The sequence below is a fragment of the Microcoleus sp. AT3-A2 genome (genome assembly GCF_036705685.1).
Taxonomy (GTDB): Bacteria; Cyanobacteriota; Cyanobacteriia; order Cyanobacteriales; family Microcoleaceae; genus Microcoleus.
In genome coordinates this window covers 143,925-164,489 of the sequence record NZ_JAUBVF010000002.1, presented here as the reverse complement: position 1 = coordinate 164,489, position 20,565 = coordinate 143,925, and the positions used below count along the sequence as shown (strand labels likewise).

Sequence of the window (20,565 nt, the reverse complement as noted above, 5' to 3'; positions counted from 1 at the left end):
AACAGGCATCTTGCCTGTTCTGGATGCCAGATGTGAGTTAAGGCTAATTAAGCTTTAGGAATTAGCTGCAAGAAGGCATCGAAATCATTAACAGCTTTTTGATAGCTGGCCGTGACTTTTGCATAGTCAAGGTCTTTAGCAGCAAGATCGATGTTAACCAAATCGGCAAACAAACTCTTGGTCAAATCAACAGCTTGTTGTTGAGAACTAGGCAACAAACTTGCAGAGACGGTTTTCATTGTGTTCCGCAAGTCGCCTAGAGGCCCGTGAATGTAAGTTCTGGTATCAACCCAATTCCGTTTTTGAATTAGGGTTCCCAGTTTATCCATGCGCGATCGGAACTCTGTCAGGGTAGGAACATAGCGCTGAATTTGCTGGGTCTGGGCTGCTGTGTATGTCGTTGGAACTTTTGCTTCGACACTGCTGCAACTAACCAGAAATGCCATCAAAAACGCCATCATCAAGGCAAAAATTGAACGGGGACGAGTCATATCGATTTTAGATTTTAGATTTTAGATTTCTCGTTCTCAGGAAGAGGCTGGGAATGCAGCTCGGCGAGGAGCTGGTTCACTGACCTAGCACCGAGAGTTATGTACAAAGTATTATTTTACCTCCTGGCGGCGCAGAAAACTTATCACAGCATCGCCAACTTTTTCTGACCAATGTTCTTGAGGATAATGCCCCGCTTGTTCCAGTGTGACTAACTCTGCATTTGGCAGGGAACCGACTAGCTTTTGAGCAGGTTCAACACTCAGCCAAGGGTCTGTCAAACCCCACACAAATAAAGTTGGTCGAGTCCATCCTTTCAAGCCGGATTCAATTTCGGCCATTGACTGCGGCAATTGAATATTGCGGACTGTATTCATCAGCGATCGACCTGCATCCGAACTCTTCAAAAACGGGCGGCGGTAAACATCTAAATCCTTGTCTGATATTGTCTGGCGGCTGCCACCTTCGAGAGTTCTGTCAACCAAAAGCGGGTCTTGCGTCATCATGTCGCCAATAAAATGCAGCCCCAACTGCTGCATTTTCCAAGGCAACTTGATATCTGCTGAAACTGGTGTATTTATGATAGCTAGACGCTCAATTTTATCGGGATTACGTAAAGCGTATTGAATGCCGGCTGAAGCTAAAAACCCTTGGACAACGAGGTAAAATCGATCTAATTCTATCGCTTGAATAAAGCCAGCGAGGGCGTCAACAAAAGCATCGGGAGTGTAGGCAAAGTCGCGCTTGTCTGGTTTTGTCGATCGCCCGTAGCCCACCCAATCTGGGGCGATCGAGCTAAATCCCTGGGCTGCCAAATCCGGCATCATTACAGTCCAGGTAAAACTCTGGGACGGCAAACCGTGCAGCAGCAGTACGGGCATTTTACCAGTTTCGTTAACCGGATTTGTTTCCCGATAAAACCATTGCAGCGGGCCTACTTCAACTATCTTCTCATCAATTAACATTATTTTACTTGTTATTTATCAAACAATAAGGCGGGTATTCCCCGCCCTACTTACCTAATAGTTGGGTGTGCATAGAACACCTTACCCAACTAATTACAGCCGCGTTTAGAAATTCATTTCAGCAGCTTGAACTTTTTCGACCTGTTTCTTCTTGAGAACCAGCATGATTTGAGCCAGCATGGTTATAGCCACGAAAGCCATCAATCCTTTAACTCGACCTGCACTTTGCAGCACAATCTCCACGTCTTTTTGACCGAAGCCGCCCACATTAGGATTGTTCGTCAAAAGTTCGCCTGCTGCAACTGTTTGTCCTTCAGTAACAATCAGTTCTGGGCCTGCGGGAATCGTATCAACAACGGCTGCACCTTCGGCAGGTTGAATAGTCACTTGATAACCGCCATCTTCCGGTTGAGCAATCTTAGAAATGGTGCCAGCTACTGAAGCATTGTAAACAGTATTATTGCTCTTTTCGCCAGTAGGATAAACCTGACCGCGACCGCGGTTGCCACCAACATAAATTTGGTATTTGCCGTAGTGAACCGACTTGTCAGTTTCCGGATTCGGCGACAAAACTGGGAATACCAATTCTTTGTACTGTTCTCCCGGCACCGGGCCCACTAAAAGAATATTTTCTTGGGTTTCGCTGTAAGGTTGGAAGTAAAGATCGCCGACTTTTTCCTTCATTTCTTCGGGAATTCTGTCAGCCGGAGCAATCTTGAAACCTTCGGGCAACATCACAACTGCGCCGATATTCAAGGCACCTTTGCTGCCGTCGCCGACCACTTGTTGCACGCTAGTATCGTAGGGAATCTTGACAATAGCTTCAAACACTGTGTCAGGCAAAACAGATTGCGGCACTTCAACTTCAGTCACTTTTGCACCGAGGTGACAGTTAGCGCAAACAATGCGGCCTGTTGCTTCGCGGGGAGTAGCGGGTGCTGTTTGCTGAGCCCAGAAAGGGTAAGCAAATGCTGCTTGGGGAAGTGCGATATCGCTGGTGAGGAAAAATCCTGCTGCGGCGATCGCAATTAAGGCAGTTTTCGCGATCGTCCTGGCACTGCGGCGAAATATCGCAGATAAGTTAGTTTGTGGCATTAGAGTATTCAATCTCAAAGGTCAGACAATTTAGTCATTGGTCATTCGTCATTGGTCATTGGTCATTAGTTATTGGTCATTGGTCATTGGTCATTGGTCATTGGTCATTGGTCATTAGTTATTGGTTATTGGAACTAACTACTAAAGGCTGGCTACTAACTACTGACTGCTGACTACTGACTGCTGACTAATGACTAATAACTATGACCACCAAGGTGCTTCGCCGGTGCGGAAATCAGTTTCTTTCCAAGTTGTAAAAGCGATCTTGTCATCTGCGACAGTGGCGTGGGCCAGGGCAAGAGACAAAGGCGCGGGGCCGCGCACCACTTTGCCCTCATTGTTGTATTGAGAACCGTGGCAAGGACAGATAAACTTGTTTTCGCTAACATTCCAAGGCACGACGCAACCCAAGTGAGTGCAGACTGCATTGATGCCGTAGTCGGCGATAGATTGGTCTTCTTTCACCACAAGATAAGTGGGGTCGCCTTTGAGACCTTGGGCTAAGGTACGATCGCCCGCAGGGTGCGAAGTCAAATATTCGCTAACGATGATGTCGTTGCCCAAGGCATCTTTAGCTGTCACTCCGCCGCCAACTGCCCCACTCGACGGAGGAACAAAATACTGTACAACGGGATAGAGTGCGCCCAGTGCCACACCTGTGACTGTACCGAACGTCAGCAAATTCATAAATTGGCGACGCCCCATATCGGGGACATCGGGATTTCCAGCAGAAGTTTGAGCCATGACCTGCCTTTACGGTTTTAAGTTACGTTTGTTTGTTAGCTGTTAGCGAACCTGTACGTGCAGAAGAAGGAGGATAATTGCCGTTAATCTGCTAGCACAAATTTGAGGCCGCGAAAATTCCTTTTAAGAATGCGCCTTCCAGCCTTTATTAGAGTATTATTACATTTTTTGAACTTAGTCTTTTATTGTTTAATGGATTAACTCAGGAGCAACCATGACGGGCAAGGATTTACACCAGCTACTCCTAGAAAAATGGGGAAAGTCTTACGATATCAGATTGCGGCGGACGCGGGGCAAGATTTTTGTGCAAGTTATGTGGAAATATCTAGAACAGGCATCTTTTCCGATGACGGAGGCTGATTATTTCGAGCATTTGGATGCGGTGGCCAATTACCTCAACGGCTGGGGGAGCACGGCACAGGTGAGAGAATACATCGTAACTACTCGCGATCGCCCGCGCTTGGGTAAAGCTGTCAGCGTTCCCCTCGATTTGGGTGAAAGAGCCTCGGAGTGGTTGCTAGACGAGTTTTGAATCACTCAGTCGATTTTAGATTTTAGATTTTAGATTTTAGATTGACTCCACAGCCGGGATATGGGGGAGTTCCCTCAAGTTTTGTGTCGCGCCGCGGCTGGATTAGTTGAGCCCAAAGTCCCGAAAATCGATCGGCGAGCTTGTCAGACGACTTGCTGCTGGTGAGAAACTAAGCTGTGGCGCATCTAATTTGCACAGTTGTTTTGATTCAAAGTCTTGTGTGCCGGGCTTTGCTGCGCGCGCCCTGCTGTGGGATTTAAATGCGGCAACAGTTTCTGGGGCTTTTTAGGGGCTTTTTTAATTTTGGGCGATCGGACTTCTAGCTTACCAAAATCATCGGAACCAATTTCTGTCAACAATTTCACATACAATGAGTGTCAGATATCTTGTGAAATTTAGGAGAATGTTGTAATGGGTGTTGCACTGGGAATGGTTGAAGTCTTAGGATTTCCCGCTGCAGTAGAAGTTGCGGACTCAATGGTGAAAGCAGCCAGTGTTACTTTAGTTCGCTATGAGAAAATAACCCGCGCCTACTGGACAATTATAGTGCGAGGAGATGTCTCTGAAGTGCAAGCAGCCGTTGCTGCTGGAATTGAATCAGTTAAAAAGGTCGATGGCGGAAAGTTGCTATCGTATCACATAATTGCTCGTCCCCACGAGAATCTGGATTACGTTTTGCCGATCGGCTTTACTCCCGAAGTTGAACAGTTCCGAATGTAGTCCAAGTTTTGACAAAACTTTGGTGTTGAATTTTAACTTTTAGTAATTATAGAGGCGCGGGCGATCGCACCTCTATATTTTTTGGCAGCGAGTCGATCGATTTTTGTGCTGTGTTTATCTGCGGTATATTTTGCCGAAACAACAGCCAGAATAACTTGGAACTCTTAACCGCAGATTAACGCAGATCAACGCCGATAATACAATCACACAGTATCCAAATCACGGGCAGCAATGATAGAAGAACTCGAAACTCCCTTCAGAATTCCTATAGGGGTAGGGGTTCCAACCTGATTAATCTGGGTATCTAAACCATTATTAATCGACTGAAAAGTGATGTCTGCAAACGGAGCGCGAGAACGTACCAAAAGTTTATCTTCACCTTTTTTGAAGTCAGCAATAGTATCTATTCCATAACCCCTCCAAAGCCTAAACTTGTCAGCCCCCATGCCACCAACCAGATAGTCATCACCGCTCAAGCCAAACAACAAGTCGTCGCCGGCCCCGCCAATCAGCGTTTCGCTGCCGTCTCCACCAAGGAGAGTATCGTTATAACTAGAACCTATCGCTACTTCGATGCCCGAGAGCGAGTCTATGCCACCTAGCCCGTCGGAAGCCCGACCTAACCCAGACCCGTCGCCGACTGCCCCCAACTGGAGATAGACACCCGTTCCTGCATCGCTGTACGATACTGTGTCGATGCCATCCCCGCCATTGAGCAAGTCATTACCAGCCCCGCCATAGAGAATGTCATTCCCAGCATCGCCATAGACGCTATCATTGCCAACCCCGCCATAGAGATTGTTATTGCCAACTCCGCCATCGAGCCAGTCATTGCCCTTCTCGCCCAAGAGAAAATCATTGCCAACCCTGCCATAGAGAAAGTCATTGCCATCCCCGCCCTCAAGATAGTCATTGCCAGCCCCGCCATCGAGATAGTCATTGCCATCCTTGCCATAGAGATTGTCATTGCCAACCTCGCCATCGAGCCAGTCATCGCCAATCCCGCCATCGAACCCGTCATTGCCATCCCCGCCATAGAGAAAGTCATTGCCCTCATTGCCAAAGAGATAGTCATTGCCCTTCAAGCCCAAGAGAGTGTCATAACCAGCCAGGCCATTTATATAGTCATCGAAATCAGAGCCGAGTAAGTAGTCAGAGTCCGGAGTGCCATTTATTGTTGCCATTTATTTAATTCCAGATTGAGATTAAGAAACTAAAACCGTCAAAAAGGTAAAAATTTACAGTGTGAATTTTTCAAATGAACTTACTAAAAAATCCACCCAAAAAACCAACAAGTCTCCTATCTTAGGCAGCCAGGAAACTCAAAAGATATAGCTAGACTTCAGTGAGCCAGGTTGACTCTCTCGCTGAAGTTTTACGTTCTTGTTCAGTAATTTCACTGTGTCGGTATGTTATCTCTAAATCGAATACTAAGGATCAGCTCGTGTCAAATCTTCATGTAAATCTTAAAAACTAAATTATTAAAATAACTTATAATTGCCAGCCCGATCGCCTAAAGAATAGTGTGAATTAAGGCTCAAAACCTTGACCCCAGACACCTAACACTAAACTTTGCTAATGTGAATTTTATATTTTATATTAAATACTTATCCAACAGACACTAAATCAGAAAATATTATCACATAAAACAATCAATTTACTCAAATAGCTGAGAAGCTTAGCTTTACACAATGCTTATAAGCTTACTTAAGTAAATAGGGAATTCGCCCTCAAAATAGCTGAAGCAATGTTTTTAAGATAAGTTGACAACAATCCCAATCTCGGCTAAAAATAGCAGACAAATTTAAAATTCAGATGTTCGGTAACTTTTACATTGTCTGCTATTCTTAATTCTCATCGTCCTAAAAGCTTTACCAAACCAACCCCGCCAAAATACAAGCTCAGCACCGCACCTCCTAAAAGACTTTGCGTTAAAGGGTCAGTAGAAGGCGTTAAAACCGCTCCCAAAACTGCCGCTCCCAAGACTACATACCGCCAGCCGGAGAGCATTTGGTTGGAAGAAACTATGCCCAAAACGCCGAGCAATACTTGGACGATCGGGATTTGAAAAGCTAAGCCGGTGCTGAACATTAACAGCAGCACAAATTTAAAGTATTTGTCGATCGACCACAACTGCTCTACAACATCCGCTCCATAGGTAACAAAGAAGTTGAGCGCCGCCGGAATCAGAGCGATGTAAGCAAAGACTAACCCGCCCAAAAATAGGAAACTCGAACCGAAAAACACCGGCCCCAACAATCTGCGTTCTTTGCGAGTCAAGCCGGGGAGAACAAACAGCGCTATCTGGTAAAAAATAAACGGACTGGCGATGAGCAAACCGCTGTATCCGGCTACTTCGATAGAAACAAAGAAATACTCGCCGGGAGCTAGTTGCAGAAACTTGACGGGGCCGGCCGGTACTTCGAGCAGTTGGACGATGGGTTTAACGGTGAAAAAGCAACCAACTACAGCGACTGCTACGGCAATTAGCGAGTAGAAAAGTCGCTGCCGCAATTCTTCTAAATGGTCGAATAAAGACATTTCAACTTCGTCAGGAAGTTCGTCTAGAAATTCGTTTTCTAGGTTGCGGGAACCCAGAAAACTGTCGGCAATTAGTGCAATGTTATTTTCCGGGATAACTGCTTTGTCTTCTAAGTTACTGACACCCTCGAAATCATCGGCGATGGGTGCAATGCTATTTTTAGCTCTAACTTTTTTATCTTCTAAGTTACTGACACCCTCGAAATCATCGGCGATGGGTGCAATGCTATTTTCCTCGCTAACTGCTTCGTCTTCTAAGTTACTGACATCCACTAAATCATCGGCGATTGGTGCAATGCTATTTTCCTCGCTAACTGCTTCGTCTTCTAAGTTACTGACATCCACTAAATCATCGGCGATGGGTGCAATGCTATTTTCCTCGCTAACTTCTTCGTCTTCTAAGTTACTGACAGCCTCTAAATCATCGGCGATGGGTGCAATGCTATTTCCCCGGCTAACTTGTTCTAGGTTGTTGTCGGAACCTTGTTCGGATGTCTCCAAGTCTGAGGGCACAGTCATAGGTATTGTTGATTTTATTTAGGTTTTACGTTTATTAGTCTTGGGTGCAGGTGGTAGCAGAAATCAGTTTCTGGATTAAGGGCGATCGCTCTTTTTACTTTAAGCCCATTGGTTAGCCATAATTTTTTTTAGCCATCAATCACGATCGCAATTTTGCCGATCGCGCGACCCGTTTCGCTGTAAGCGTGGGCTGCTGCTACTTCTTGTAAGCTGTAAGTGCGATCGACAATCGGCTCAACTTTATCGGATTCTATTAACTCCCGCAAAGCCCCTAAATCGCTGGGGTTGGCATTGGCTAAAATAAATTTAGCTTTTTTGCCCGATATAAACCAGCTCGTTAACATCGGTGCGAGGTTGTCTAAACTCGGCAAAGTCGAGATATAAACTCCCTCTGATTGCAGCACATTTTCGCATTCAGCAAATGTTCTTGTCCCAACAGCATCCAAGATTATATCATATTTTTCGGTCTGTTGAGTAAAGTCAACTTCCGCGTAATCCAGAACAAAATCTGCTCCCAAACTCTTGACAAAATCTCTATTTTTAGCACTGCAAACTCCCGTTACTTCCGCATTCATTGCTTTCGCAACTTGCACGGCAAAAGTGCCAACTCCGCCGGAAGCACCGTTAATCAAGACTTTGTTTCCTGCTTGGATTTGACCCAAATCCCTGAGCGATTGCAAAGCAGTTAAACCTGCGATCGGTACTCCTGCTGCTTCTGCATGAGTGATGTTTTTCGGTTTAATTGCTGCATCGGATTCTGGCACGACAGCGTATTCGGCGCAAGCACCCCCATTGATGGGATTTAAGAAAGTATAAACTTCATCTCCGGGTTGAAATTTGGTGACTTCCCGGCCGACTTCCACGACAACTCCCGATATGTCAGAACCGACAATTCGAGGAAAGTTATATCCTGTTAATAGTTGCAGGTGTCCTTTCCGGATTTTCCAGTCTACGGGATTGACGCTGCTAGCGCGAACTCGCACTAACAATTCGTTGGATTTGGCGATCGGCTTGGACAATTCTCGGTACTGCAATTCTTCGGCTGAACCGTAGCGATCGAACGCAACTGCTTTCATGGCAAATTTTCCGGTTTATTTCCAATAGAACACTCAATCCTTTACAATTACAGCACATTCGATCTAAATGTGACACAGTAAATTGAGCCGGTCTTGTAGCAGCGGGCGATCGACTCTTGGAAGCCGACCGACTGGGCGCAGGCGTGAGGCAACGGGCCCGCTGGCGAGCGTGCGATCGACTAGGGATTAAAGTTAATAGGAACAGGGCGGGCGATCCCATAACCCTGAGCATAATCTACTCCAATCTCCCGCAATTTTTCTAAGATAGTCTCGTCTTCGACAAACTCAGCTATAGTTTTAAGATTCATCGCATGGGCAATACGATTAAACCCTTCAACCAGCGCTTGAGAAATCAAATTATGACTAATATTCTTGACAAAAGCGCCATCTATTTTTAGATAATCCACTGGTAAATTTATCAGGTACGCAAAGGAACTCAACCCACTGCCAAAATCATCTAAAGCAAAGCAACAGCCAATCTTTTTGAGTTCGCTCATGAAATATCTGGCTTGCTCAAAGTTGGCGATCGCTGCCGTTTCCGTGATTTCAAAACCAATGGTTTGTGGTGGAACTTGGTAGCGAGAAAATTGTTCGATCAAAAACATCAGAAACTGATTGTTACTAATGCTAGCCCCAGAAAGATTGATCGTATACAAGCCTTGACTAAGAACATCTTTATCCGGCAATTTGTGATAGTTTGAGAAAAAAGTTTCGATCACCCAAGAATCGATATCAGTTATCAAGCCGTAACGCTCGGCAGCGGGAATAAACAGATTTGGAGATACTATTTTTCCATTTTCTTCCAGCATTCTAATCAAAATTTCATAATGCTGTACTAATGGTTTAGAGGTAATAGAGACAATCTTTTGGTAGTAGAGACAAAAACGATTGGTTTCCAGCGCTCGGCTGATTTGGGAAATCAACTGCCTCTCACCACGTTGTTTAATTAGTTCGCTATCATCTAGACTATAAATATGAACACAGTTGCGGCCTCTGGCTTTGGCAGCATAACAAGCTGCATCAGCCGCTCCCAGAAGCTCCCTCAAATCTTGGCTTGTTTGGTCAATAGCAACAACTCCAATGCTGACTCCGATGATAAAGGTTTTGCCATTCCAAATAAACCGAAACTGATGCACTAGGTCTTTGAGGTTTTCTGCAATCTGAGTTGCTAGAGAGAGCGAACATTGAGTGAGCAAAATACCAAATTCATCACCTCCCAAGCGAGCCAGCATATCATGAGCACGGACTCCCTGTTGAATAAGTGCGGTGATTTGGCGCAGTAGCTCATCGCCAGCAATATGACCTACGGTATCATTAACGACTTTGAACTGATCTAAATCTAAATAACAGAGAGCGTGCTGGTGATTGCTATCTTTAAAAGAGGCGATCGCCTCAACTAGGTGCTGCTCAAATTTTCGACGGTTAATTAACCCCGTTAGGGAATCGTGACTGGCTTCCCAAGAGAGTTGACGGGTGAGATAGCGCGATTCAGTAACATCATGAAAGACGATTACTGCCCCGATAATTTGACCTTGGCGGTCTCGAATAGGTGCTGCCGAGTCAGCAATGGGATACTCGGTTCCATCATCGGCAATCAGAATAGTATTGTTAGCTAAGGTTACAATTCGCTCCTCTAATAGAGCCATGTTTATAGGATTCTCTACTGGCTCTCGCGTTACTTGATCTACAATTAGGAAGACTGTAGAGAAAGGAACTCCTTGAACATCATGAGTTTTCCAGCCTGTCAGTCGCTCAGCTATAGGATTTAAATATCTCACCCTACCTTGGGCATCAGTAGTAATGACCGCATCGCCAATGGATTGCAGTGTCACTTGAGCCAATTCCTTTTCGGCAAATAGAGACTCTTCGAGACGTTGCCGTTCTTCAATTTCTCTCAATAGATGTAAATTTTGCTTTTGGAGTTTTTGTTGCAGCCTTCGGATAGTTAAGTGGGTTTCGACACGAGCTAATACTTCTTCAACTTGAAAGGGCTTAGCAATATAATCTACCCCTCCAGCAGCCAGCCCTTGCACCTTATTAAAAGTTTCATTTAGCGCACTCAAAAAAATTATTGGAATCTCTGCGGTGCGCTCGTCAGATTTTAATTGTCTGCAAACTTCATAACCATCAATATCAGGCAATTTAATGTCTAATAAGATTAACTCCGTCGATGGCGATTGGGCGGCTCTGAGCGCCATTGCCCCTGTTATAGCACTGCGAACTTTATAACCCTCGGCCCTCAAAGTATCCCTGAGAAGACGCAGGTTATCAGGCAGATCGTCAACAATTAAAATATTGCCTCGGTAGTTGGTAGCTCGATCGCTAACCCTATCGCTCGTTCTATCGACAATCATACTAATTTCCCTAGTTTCCTGCTAGAGGAATATAAACATATGCACAAATAGTATAGTTTAATTATTCGGTTAAAAAACTCACTTTACCCACAAAGAAGTCCTGCGATCCCGGAATATGGGGCTGGCAATGGGGCGCAGCCTTACAAAATCTGAATTATTCGGGTAGGGGCAGTCCCCCGTGCTTGCCCTTCTTCGCTTCGTCTAACATCAGAAGAAGAGTATTTAAACCTAAGCAGCCGATTTATGAACAAGCGCATTTCTCAAATGGCAAGTCTACTCGTCATTGCGATCGGATGTCTCGTGCTGCTTGGTTGGCAATTTGACATCTCCCTACTCAAAAGTGGTTTTCCCGATACCGATATGACTTCGACCATGAAAGCAAACACGGCAATTTGCTTTTTGCTGGCTGGAGTTTCTTTGAGATTGTTGCAGTACCAAAGAACGCAACCGCACAATCGCATCGCTCAAGGGATGGCAGGATTTATCATCATCATGGGTCTCCTGACGCTGAGCGAGTATATTTTTGGTTGGAAACTGGGTATTGATCAGTGGCTTTTCCGAGATTTCGTTTCTTCAGCGACTCCTTATCCGGGAAGAATGGGAGTAAATACCGCCCTAAATTTTGTGCTGATGGGACTAGCACTGTTATTGTTAGGGCAAAATTCCCAACGGGATACTTGGTTGGCTCAGATTTTTAGTAGTGTTGCAGCTTTAATTTCTCTACTAGCTTTATTTGGACACCTATTCAATGTCGATATTCTTGAACATTTGATCACAATTACAACGACTCAACCCGTAAACGTGATCGCCACCTTTTTCATCCTCTATGGAGGAATTTTATTGCTCCGCCCCAACGAAGGATTAATGCAAGTAGTAAGCAGTCGTCTGGTCGGCGGAGTAATGGTTCGGTGGTTGCTGCCTTGGGCGACGACCTTTCCAGTGACACTGAACTGGTTCACTCTTCAGGGACAAAATTTAGGCTGGTATAACGCTAATTTTGGCTATACATTGCGTTCAACTGTTATGGTTGTCACGTTCTCAATTCTCATCTTGGGGACGGCTCGCTTTTTGAACCAGATAGATTATAAGCGCCAACAAGCGGAAAAAGAAATTAAAAAACTTAACGAAAATTTAGAAATTCTTGTGGCTGAACGAACAGATGCTTTACAAAAATCGCAGGCTCGTTTTGCGGGCATTCTAGAAATCGCCAATGATGCAATTATTTCCATCGATCGCACTCAACGCATTACCCTGTTTAATCAAGGGGCAGAAAAGATATTTGGCTATAAAATTGAGGATATTTTAGGGGAGCCACTGAATTTACTGCTGCCAGAACAGTTTAGAAATGCACACCCGCAGCATATCAAACAATTTGCACAGTCTTCTACTAGAGCGCGAAGGATGGGAGAACGAAGCGAGATTTTGGGTCGTCGTCAAGATGGAACGCAGTTTTCGGCTGAAGCCTCTATTTCTAGGCTGGAAATGGGAGACGAAACGGTATTTACTGTTATTCTGCGCGATATTAGCGATCGCAAACAAATTGAGATGGCTTTACGAAACAGTGAAGAGCAGTTTCGCCATGCGTTTGAAGATGCCTCTATCGGGATGGCGATCGTTTCACTTGATGGGCACTGGATTAAAGTCAATCCTGCCTTATGTCAGATTCTTGGCTACTCCTCAGAAGAGTTGTTAGCATTAAGTTTCCAAGATATCACCCATCCTGACGATTTAGATGCGGATCTTAGTTATGCACATCAGCTATTAGCCGGAACAATTTCAACTTACCAACTGGAAAAACGGTATTTCCATAAACAAGGACATATTATTTGGATTATTCTTAATGGCTCGCTAGTACAAGATGCACAGAGAAATCCACTGCATTTTATTTCTCAAATCCAAGAAATTACGGCTCAAAAAGAAGCTCAAAAAACGCTAGAACTTCAAAGCGTTATCATGAATAACATGGCAGAAGGAGTATGTTTGATTAAAGCCTCAGACCTCATGATCGTCTACACCAATCCAACCTTTGACGCTATGTTTGGCTACACAGAGGGCGAACTCGCAGGTCAAGCCCTTGGTGTCTTGAATTATGTCGATACAAATTTTACACCAGATGTAACCGTTCTAGATATCGTCACTCAAATTGAACAGACCGGCGAAGCGAAATATGAAGTCCACAATAGAAAGAAAGATGGAACTCTCTTTTGGTGCAGAGTTCATACATCCAAGTTTGAGCATCCTGAATACGGAACTGTATATGTTGCCGTTCAGGAGGACGCAACAGAGCTAAAACTAGCTGAGCAAGCCTTGCAAGCTACCACAAATCGCCTCAACTTTCTTCTAAACTACAGCCCCGTTGTCATTTTTAGCAGTAAACCTGCTGGCGATTATGGCGCAACGTTCATCAGCGAAAATATCAAAGATATATGGGGCTACGAAACCAGCGAGTTTTTAGAAGATTCTAAATTTTGGGTGAATCACTTACACCCCGATGATTTAGGAACAGTGGTTCATGGCTTGGCAAATCTATTCATTAATGATTTGTATTTCCAGGAATACCGTTTTCGTCGCTCCGATGGGGTTTATCGCTGGATGCTCGCTCAGTTTAGGCTAATTCAAGATCATTCAGGTACACCAGTAGAAATTTTAGGATATTTAATTGATATTAGCGATCGCAAACAAGCTGAGTTGGAATTTCATCAGGCAAATGAAGCAAACCAAGCCAAGACTGTCTTCCTCGCCAATATAAGCCACGAACTCCGCACCCCCCTCAACTCAATTTTGGGATTCACGCAATTGATGAGCTATGAGAAAAATCTGACTCCTTCTCTCCAAGAACGTTTACAGATTGTCAATCGTAGCGGTAGACATTTATTGGATTTGATTAACGATATTTTAGATTTATCCAAAATAGAGAGCGGACGGATGACCCTCAATCCTTCTGACTTTGGTTTGACAAATTTGCTGACTTCTATTGAAGAAATGTTCCAAGCTAAAGTCCAATCTAAAGAATTGCAACTAATTTTTGAGCTAGATCCCGACATTCCTCAATTTGTGCATAGCGACGGGAAAAAACTCTATCAAGTCTTGGTCAATCTCCTTAGTAATGCGATTAAGTTTACCAATCAAGGAAGCGTCACTCTACGAGTAAGAGCAGCACAAAGAGACAAAACATCCTGTCACCTATCTTTTGAAGTTGAGGATACAGGTGTGGGAATCGCACCCACAGAAATTGAGAGCCTATTTAAGGTATTTGTGCAAGCCGAAGCTGGGAAGAATTTGAGTCAAGGCAGTGGGCTTGGTTTAGCGATCAGTCAAAAACTCGTCAAACTCATGGGCGGTCAAATTCGGGTTAAAAGCACTTTGCACCGAGGTAGCACTTTTTCTTTTAAGATTGGTGTACAGTTACCTCAAGCCGAATCCTTACCCCCAGAATCAATTAATCAAAGAGTAATTAATTTAGCTCCCGGACAACCGACTTACCGCATTCTTATTGTTGAAGATTTAGGAGAAAATCGTCGCTTGTTAGTCGAGATCCTGATCTCGGTTGGTTTTGAGGTGAGAGAAGCAAAACAGGGAGTGGAGGCACTCTCACTGTGGGAGAGTTGGCGGCCACACCTGATTCTGATGGATCTGCAAATGCCGATCGTGGATGGCTACACAGCTACTAAATATATTAGAGAACGCCCTCAGAGCCAAGAAACTGTCATTATTGCTTTAACTGCCAGTATTTTTGAAGAAGAGCGAGAGAAAGTTCTTATGGCTGGCTTTAACGACTTTATAAGCAAGCCATTTCAGCAGAGAGACATCTTTGACAAACTTGCTAAATATTTGGGAGTAAAATATATCTACGAAGTCGTAGGACAAACTCCACAAAAACTATTAGTTGAAACGGTGTCTGTAGCAGATCTATCCATGATGCCCCCTCAGTGGTTAGAACAAATGTATCACGCCGCTTACTATCTCGACACCGAAGTTATGAACGAATTAATTGTACAAATTCCCGAATCCAAAGCAAGTTTGTCCAAGGCACTAACTAATTATATCAATAATTTTAATTCTGACAGAATTATGGAGTTAATTCGACCTCTGCTGCCGACTCCACTGTAGTTATCAAGTTTAAGGACAAAGAAGCTATAGTGCTTTCAGTAGTGGCTAGATTTCCAATTGCAACCAACATAGAAAAGGATTTGAAAGTTTTTGGAGAGGTCTGTTGCAGATATCCATCAGCACGAGGAAATGGCATACACATTAGATGGAATTTGCTGTATCATATAGCAATTCTATTTCGTGTGTGAAGGGGATTTTTTTTTATTAACCGCAGAGGGCGCAGAGGTCACAGAGAAAAGAGAGACAGAAATGATTGATTTAACCGGAAAGGTAATTTTAGTAACTGGTGGCTCGAAAGGGATTGGTGCAGTGACGGTGCGGACTCTGGTTAATGCTGGGGCTGAGGTGATTTTACATTACTTTCGCAGTCAGAAAGAAGCTGAAGCGATCGCAGCAAGTGTTGCGGGCGATCGCTGTTATTTATTAGCAGCAGATTTGAGGGTGGAAAACGTGGCATCGGCTTTGTGGCGAGATGCTTTAAAATGGCGCGGTCATATTGATATTATAGTTAACAATGCTGGAATTATGCAGTCAGCAGGCATAGAGGACGAGTTCGATATTTGGTCGTCAGCTTGGCAGCAAACTCTACAAGTTAATTTAGTTGCAGTTGCCGACTTGTGCCGGGAAGCAATCCTTCATTTTAAAACTCGCAAGGGCGGTACAATTATTAATATAGCAAGTCGCGCTGCTTTTCGTGGCGATGACCCGAATTATCTGCACTACGCTGCGTCAAAAGGTGCTATTGTTGCTTTAACTCGCAGTATTGCTAGAGGGTTTGCGGCTGATAATATTTTGGCATTTACAGTTGCACCGGGATTTGTCAGTACAGAAATGTCTAATCAGTTTATTCAGGAGTTCGGTGAAGCTGGTATTATTCGCGATATCCCGATCGGCAAAATAGCTCCTCCTCAAGATGTTGCTAATGTTATCGCGTTTTTAGCGTCAGGTTTGGCTACCCACGCTACCGGGACTACGATCGACATTAACGGAGCCTCTTATGTGCATTGAGACAATAACTGTAAAATACCTCTCAAGGCTCATGCTGACACTTTTTAAAACTAACTAATTTATCACTTTAGCAAGACGATAAAAAAATCATAAATCATTTATGGTTATATCAAAGATAGTCTGAGGAAATTTGATTATGACAACCCATAACGGTGGCAACACAAAACGAGTTGCCATACTCATTGAAAATGGAGTTGAAGATTCGGAATTTTTAGTTCCTTACAACGCCTTAAAACAAGCAAATTTTGATGTAGTTGTCCTCGGTTCGCGGACAAACGAAAAGTATGCAGGGAAACAAGGAAAAGTTGCCCAGCAAGCTGACGGAACTACCACAGAAGCATTGCCAGCAGAATTCGATGCAGTGATAATTCCCGGCGGCATGGCTCCCGATACAATGCGGACTAATCCCAACACAGTAAGGTTTGTACGAGAAGCATTTGAGCAAGGAAAACTCGTTGCTGCTGTTTGCCATGGCCCGCAAGTTTTGATTGAAGCCGACTTGCTGAAAGGCAAAAATGCGACTGGTTTCTTGGCAATTAAAACAGACATGATCAATGCCGGGGCTAACTACATTAACGAAGCTTTAGTAGTTGACGGCAACTTGATTACTTCCCGCCAACCTGGAGATTTAGCAATTTTTACCACCGCAATTATGGCTCGCCTCGGTTACGGCGGAAAAGAAGTCGGTTTGCCAGAAGAAACTGACAAAAATGCAGAATGGTGGAAACTAGCTAATGGTTGGGGAGGCTCTACACAAGGCGACATTGTTAAAGGTTTGAATACCGCCCTCGCAGGGGAACGCTATGCTTGCGAAGCATTTGAGCATTATGCGGAAAAAACCCAAGACAGCGATTTGCGATCGCTCTTGAGAGAAATGATTCAAAACAAACAGCACCACATCATCGCTCTCGAAAGTCGCCTCAACGATTTCGGTGAAAAACCCTCAATTCCCGCCCAAATTGCTGACAAATATGCTAAGTTAAAAGCGTCGATGCAAGGAACCGATGAAACGTTCTTGCTGCGGAGCACTCTCGGTGATTTGCAAACCGGTGTTGTCGATATCAACAACCTGCGGGTGAAGTTCACAGATCCCGTATCAACTGCCATTTTGACAGAGATAGAATCGGATTTGTCTAAGTGTGAACAAGTCGTTGCTAAACTCTTCCGCGCCCGTGCAGCTTCCCAGGAAATTAAGTCGCCTAAACCTTCGACTAGCCCCGCTGTAAAAATGTAATCAGCAAGGGGATAAATAAGTTTGTAGTTGTGTTGACTTGTTAAAACTCCACCAATATCGCAACTACAAACTTGCTCTGCAATCCTACAATATACCCCTTGGCGGTAATATAAAACCCAACACTAACAAGCAGATATTCAACTAACTGCAAGGTGGAGGGTTTTATTCAATGGGTTTTATTATTATTTCAGCGGGACACTGCGGGTTTGAAGGAAGCTTGCGACATCCAAGGGCGGTACAAGCCCCCGGATTCATCCGTGCATAAATAAAAAATATAGTATCCGATAAGCAGCCCCCGGATACATCCGTGAGGTCGCTTTCTTCAATTATTCAATTCTTTAATTCTAAAATCTAAAATCTAAAATCGATTAACCAGCCCCCGGATACATCCGTGAGGTCGCCTTCTTAAATTCTTAAATTCTTAAATTCTTTAAATCTAAAATCCAAAATCTAAAATCGATTGGCTTGTTTCCTCTTCCTTTAGACAGGAGACACCTAGGCTATAAATGCGCTACTGTGTTGCCAATATTTTGATGAGGAAAAAAAGGCTGTGGTTCCCTTACGCGATGAAAATCCCATTACTATCACTCCCTATGTCACCTACGGGCTGATTGCGGCAAACATATTAGTATTTTTGTACGAACTCAGTTTGGGCGATCGACAATTAACCGAATTTTTCTACTCTTGGGCCGTAGTTCCTTGCCAGTTAAGCAATATGTGTCGGGTTGCTCTGCCCGTTTCGCCATTTCCCGAATGGACGACACTAATTAGCTCCCAATTCCTGCACGCAGGCTTTCTTCACATTGCCGGCAATATGTTATTTTTGTGGATTTTTGGCAACAACGTAGAAGACCGTTTAGGACACGTCAAATTTATAATATTTTACCTTACTTGCGGCGTTTTAGCATCACTAACTCAGTGGTTTTTTTCCTCAGCATCTGCCATTCCGTCCCTGGGTGCTAGCGGCGCGATCGCAGGCGTCATGGGAGCTTACATTCTCAGATATCCCCAAGCCAAAGTTCTCACACTGCTGCCCTTGGGAATCTTTATTACCACTGTCAGAGTCCCCGCTTTCTTCTTTCTAGGATTTTGGTTTGCACAGCAAGCATTGAGCGGCCTGGCTTCCTTGAATGCCCCGGCAAGTGTCGGCATGGAATCCGGGGGAGTTGCCTACTGGGCCCACGCTGGCGGCTTTGTTTTCGGCGCTATTCTCGGCCCTTTGTTGGGATTGTTTTCTGAAGATAATCAGATTTAATTTTTCACCGCAGATTAACTCAAATTAACGCTGATAAACTGCAAAGGAAATCGGCGTTTATCTACGTTAATCTGCGGTGAAAACCTCTAATTTTTCTCAAAGTTCGGTGCTATGCTTGGCTCTTAGTTGGGATTGTTTTCTGAAGATAATCAGATTTAATTTTTCACCGTAGGTGAACAAAAATTAACGCAGATAAACTGCCAAGTAAATCGGCGTTTATCTGCGTTAATCTGCGGTTTCCAACCTCTTATCTTCCTAGATAAACGTGAAATCAAATTCCGAAAGAGAAGAAACCCCAGTTACACCATTTAACTTCGCCAAAATGCGAGAATCGCTGCCGGTGAGGTTATTGCCATTACCGTCATAAATGATGTAAGTATTGCCGCCCGAATCGTAGGCAAACAAGAAAGCACTTCCTCCCAGAATATTTGCAGAAACCGTTGTCTGCACATTCAGCAGAACTTGGCTGTTACCGCTAAGATTCGCAAATCCGGGGGCAAAATTAAACTGATCGGCGATCGGCACACCGAGACCGCTAAAATCAGTAATCACATCGTATCCGCCCGCCGCGATCGCAGCCTCGATCGCCGCCGAAGAAGCCGCATCAAAGCCAGGCCCACCTTGTGCAGGGCTGGTATAGCGGTATTGATTGCCGCCGCCGCCCCCCGTCATGGTATCTGCGCCGAGGCCGCCTACGATCACGTCGTTATCCACACCGCCGTTAATCGTATCGTTGCCGCCTTGACCATCAATAGTATCGCTGCCCGCCAAACCGTCCAAATTGTCCGGCAAAGAACCCCCAACCAAATTGTTAGGCCCGCTATCAGCCGGCAAGATTTGAACGGTGACAGTACCCACGCCCGGAATTGTCCCGAATCCGTCGCTGACGCTGTAGGTGAAAGCAGTTGTACCGGCTACGTTGCCGGGGATGAATTGCACTTGAGAGACAAGATTTACAGCTACCCCCAGTTGTGGTGTGCTGACATTGATAATGCTGAGCGTCCCTTTTTGCGGGCTGGAATCGTTGGCCAGCACGTCGATGAAAGTGGGCAGCAAATTATTCGTATTGGTAAATACGATGCCGTCATCGACAGCAATAGGCGGCAGGAGAGTTGGAACAGTTACGGAGGTATCGAAAGAATTGATGTTAATCGCCACTGACGCTGCTGCCGTGCCGCCTTGGTCGTCAGCTACGCTGTAGCTGAAAGAACCGGCTTGCCCGATCACGTTTGTTCCAGGTTGGAATTTCAGCCCGAGTAAATCCTGAACGGTTAACTTTTGGTTCACGGTGACTGGGTTCGTACCCGTAATTACCTGACCAAAAGTAGGATTGGGAAGTCCGACTACCGCGATCGACAGTGGATCGCCCTCCGGGTCGCTGGGCGCCGAAATGCTCAGAGACAGAGGCAAATTCTGCAAACCAGTCACCGTCTTGCCCGCTTCCACGAGCGGTGGCTGGTTAGGAGTCGGAGATGTAAAACTCGGCGGAGTCGGCCCGCCGCCTAAAGGCGGAGGAGTTGGGGGCGCCGCAGTTGGAGTGGGGACGATCGAAGGACTCGGACTCGGAGTTGTCGCGCCCGCAGTCGGAGTCGGGTTCGGACTCGTACCCGGAACCTGTACCGGCAAGGTGCCCGTTGTTGGAGTTGGATTCGTGGTTGTCCCCGTTGTGGGACTCGTGGTTGTCCCCGTTGTGGGACTCGTGGTTGTCCCCGCTGGTGTGGGAGTTGTGGTTGCTGGTGTGGGAGTTGTGGTTGCTGGTGTGGGAGTTGTGGTTGCTGGTGTGGGAGTTGTGGTTGCTGGTGTGGGGCTTGTGGTTGTCCCTGTTGTGGGACTTGTGGTTGTTCCCGTTGTGGGACTTGTGGTTGTTCCCGTTGTGGGACTTGTGGTTGTTCCCGTTGTGGGACTTGTGGTTGTTCCCGTTGT

At 45.1% G+C, this 20,565-nt stretch carries 16 protein-coding genes; 7 read left to right on the top strand and 9 right to left on the bottom strand.

What is annotated here, in order from left to right; all coding sequences use genetic code 11:
• Nucleotides 1-47: 47 nt before the first annotated feature.
• The 4 genes from psbQ to petC all read right to left on the bottom strand — a co-directional run bounded on the left by psbQ (nt 48) and on the right by petC (nt 3,293).
• Entirely contained in the window at nt 48-491 is a 444-nt protein-coding gene (gene psbQ / locus QUB37_RS02335; protein ID WP_333158717.1) for a photosystem II protein PsbQ, read from the bottom strand.
• A 111-nt stretch (nt 492-602) separates the two neighbouring features.
• Complete coding sequence (locus tag QUB37_RS02330; protein WP_333158715.1) at nt 603-1,454, bottom strand: alpha/beta fold hydrolase; 852 nt, start codon at nt 1,452-1,454, stop codon at nt 603-605.
• Between the two features lie 105 nt (nt 1,455-1,559).
• Nucleotides 1,560-2,549 (bottom strand): cytochrome f, encoded by a 990-nt coding sequence (gene petA / locus QUB37_RS02325; RefSeq protein ID WP_333158714.1) that lies wholly within the window; start codon nt 2,547-2,549, stop codon nt 1,560-1,562.
• Between the two features lie 201 nt (nt 2,550-2,750).
• A complete protein-coding gene (gene petC / locus QUB37_RS02320; RefSeq protein WP_333158712.1) occupies nt 2,751-3,293 on the bottom strand; it encodes a cytochrome b6-f complex iron-sulfur subunit in 543 nt (180 codons plus the stop codon).
• Nucleotides 3,294-3,507: 214 nt separating this feature from the next.
• Here petC and QUB37_RS02315 point away from each other — a divergent pair, with 214 nt between their 5' ends.
• Nucleotides 3,508-3,825, top strand: coding sequence for a DUF3067 family protein (locus tag QUB37_RS02315; protein WP_190740162.1), 318 nt, complete (start codon nt 3,508-3,510; stop codon nt 3,823-3,825).
• 411 nt (nt 3,826-4,236) lie between these two features.
• The gene (locus QUB37_RS02310; protein WP_333158710.1) at nt 4,237-4,545 is read left to right on the top strand and encodes a carbon dioxide-concentrating mechanism protein CcmK; all 309 of its coding nucleotides are present in this window, start codon (nt 4,237-4,239) and stop codon (nt 4,543-4,545) included.
• A gap of 203 nt (nt 4,546-4,748) precedes the next feature.
• On the opposite strand, the gene QUB37_RS02305 is transcribed toward QUB37_RS02310, so the two are convergent.
• The 4 genes from QUB37_RS02305 to QUB37_RS02290 form a co-directional block, all read right to left on the bottom strand.
• Complete coding sequence (locus tag QUB37_RS02305) at nt 4,749-5,729, bottom strand: calcium-binding protein (RefSeq protein WP_333158708.1); 981 nt, start codon at nt 5,727-5,729, stop codon at nt 4,749-4,751.
• Between the two features lie 670 nt (nt 5,730-6,399).
• Complete coding sequence (gene tatC, locus QUB37_RS02300) at nt 6,400-7,167, bottom strand: twin-arginine translocase subunit TatC (RefSeq protein ID WP_333158914.1); 768 nt, start codon at nt 7,165-7,167, stop codon at nt 6,400-6,402.
• Between the two features lie 566 nt (nt 7,168-7,733).
• Entirely contained in the window at nt 7,734-8,681 is a 948-nt protein-coding gene (locus tag QUB37_RS02295) for an NAD(P)-dependent alcohol dehydrogenase (protein ID WP_333158706.1), read from the bottom strand.
• Nucleotides 8,682-8,860: 179 nt separating this feature from the next.
• Nucleotides 8,861-11,035, bottom strand: coding sequence for an EAL domain-containing protein (locus tag QUB37_RS02290; RefSeq protein WP_333158703.1), 2,175 nt, complete (start codon nt 11,033-11,035; stop codon nt 8,861-8,863).
• Between the two features lie 243 nt (nt 11,036-11,278).
• On the opposite strand from QUB37_RS02290, the gene QUB37_RS02285 reads away from it, so the two are divergent.
• The 4 genes from QUB37_RS02285 to QUB37_RS02270 all read left to right on the top strand — a co-directional run bounded on the left by QUB37_RS02285 (nt 11,279) and on the right by QUB37_RS02270 (nt 18,642).
• Nucleotides 11,279-15,145 carry a PAS domain S-box protein gene (locus QUB37_RS02285; RefSeq protein WP_333158702.1) on the top strand — a complete coding sequence of 1,289 codons (3,867 nt, stop codon included), beginning with the start codon at nt 11,279-11,281 and terminating at the stop codon, nt 15,143-15,145.
• A gap of 249 nt (nt 15,146-15,394) precedes the next feature.
• Nucleotides 15,395-16,153, top strand: a complete 759-nt coding sequence (locus QUB37_RS02280) for an SDR family oxidoreductase (protein WP_333158700.1) — start codon at nt 15,395-15,397, stop codon at nt 16,151-16,153.
• A gap of 136 nt (nt 16,154-16,289) precedes the next feature.
• Complete coding sequence (locus QUB37_RS02275; protein WP_333158698.1) at nt 16,290-17,387, top strand: DJ-1/PfpI/YhbO family deglycase/protease; 1,098 nt, start codon at nt 16,290-16,292, stop codon at nt 17,385-17,387.
• Between the two features lie 550 nt (nt 17,388-17,937).
• Nucleotides 17,938-18,642, top strand: a complete 705-nt coding sequence (locus QUB37_RS02270; protein WP_333158696.1) for a rhomboid family intramembrane serine protease — start codon at nt 17,938-17,940, stop codon at nt 18,640-18,642.
• Nucleotides 18,643-18,897: 255 nt separating this feature from the next.
• Here the strand turns inward: QUB37_RS02270 and QUB37_RS02265 are convergent, their stop codons facing one another.
• On the bottom strand, nt 18,898-20,088 hold the full coding sequence (locus QUB37_RS02265) for an Ig-like domain-containing protein (RefSeq protein WP_333158693.1): 1,191 nt from the start codon (nt 20,086-20,088) through the stop codon (nt 18,898-18,900).
• On the opposite strand from QUB37_RS02265, the gene QUB37_RS02260 reads away from it, so the two are divergent.
• Nucleotides 20,075-20,565, top strand: a 491-nt coding sequence (locus QUB37_RS02260) for a hypothetical protein (RefSeq protein ID WP_333158691.1), incomplete at its 3' end; no start/stop codon positions are given. The two genes, QUB37_RS02265 and QUB37_RS02260, sit on opposite strands and share 14 nt — an antisense overlap.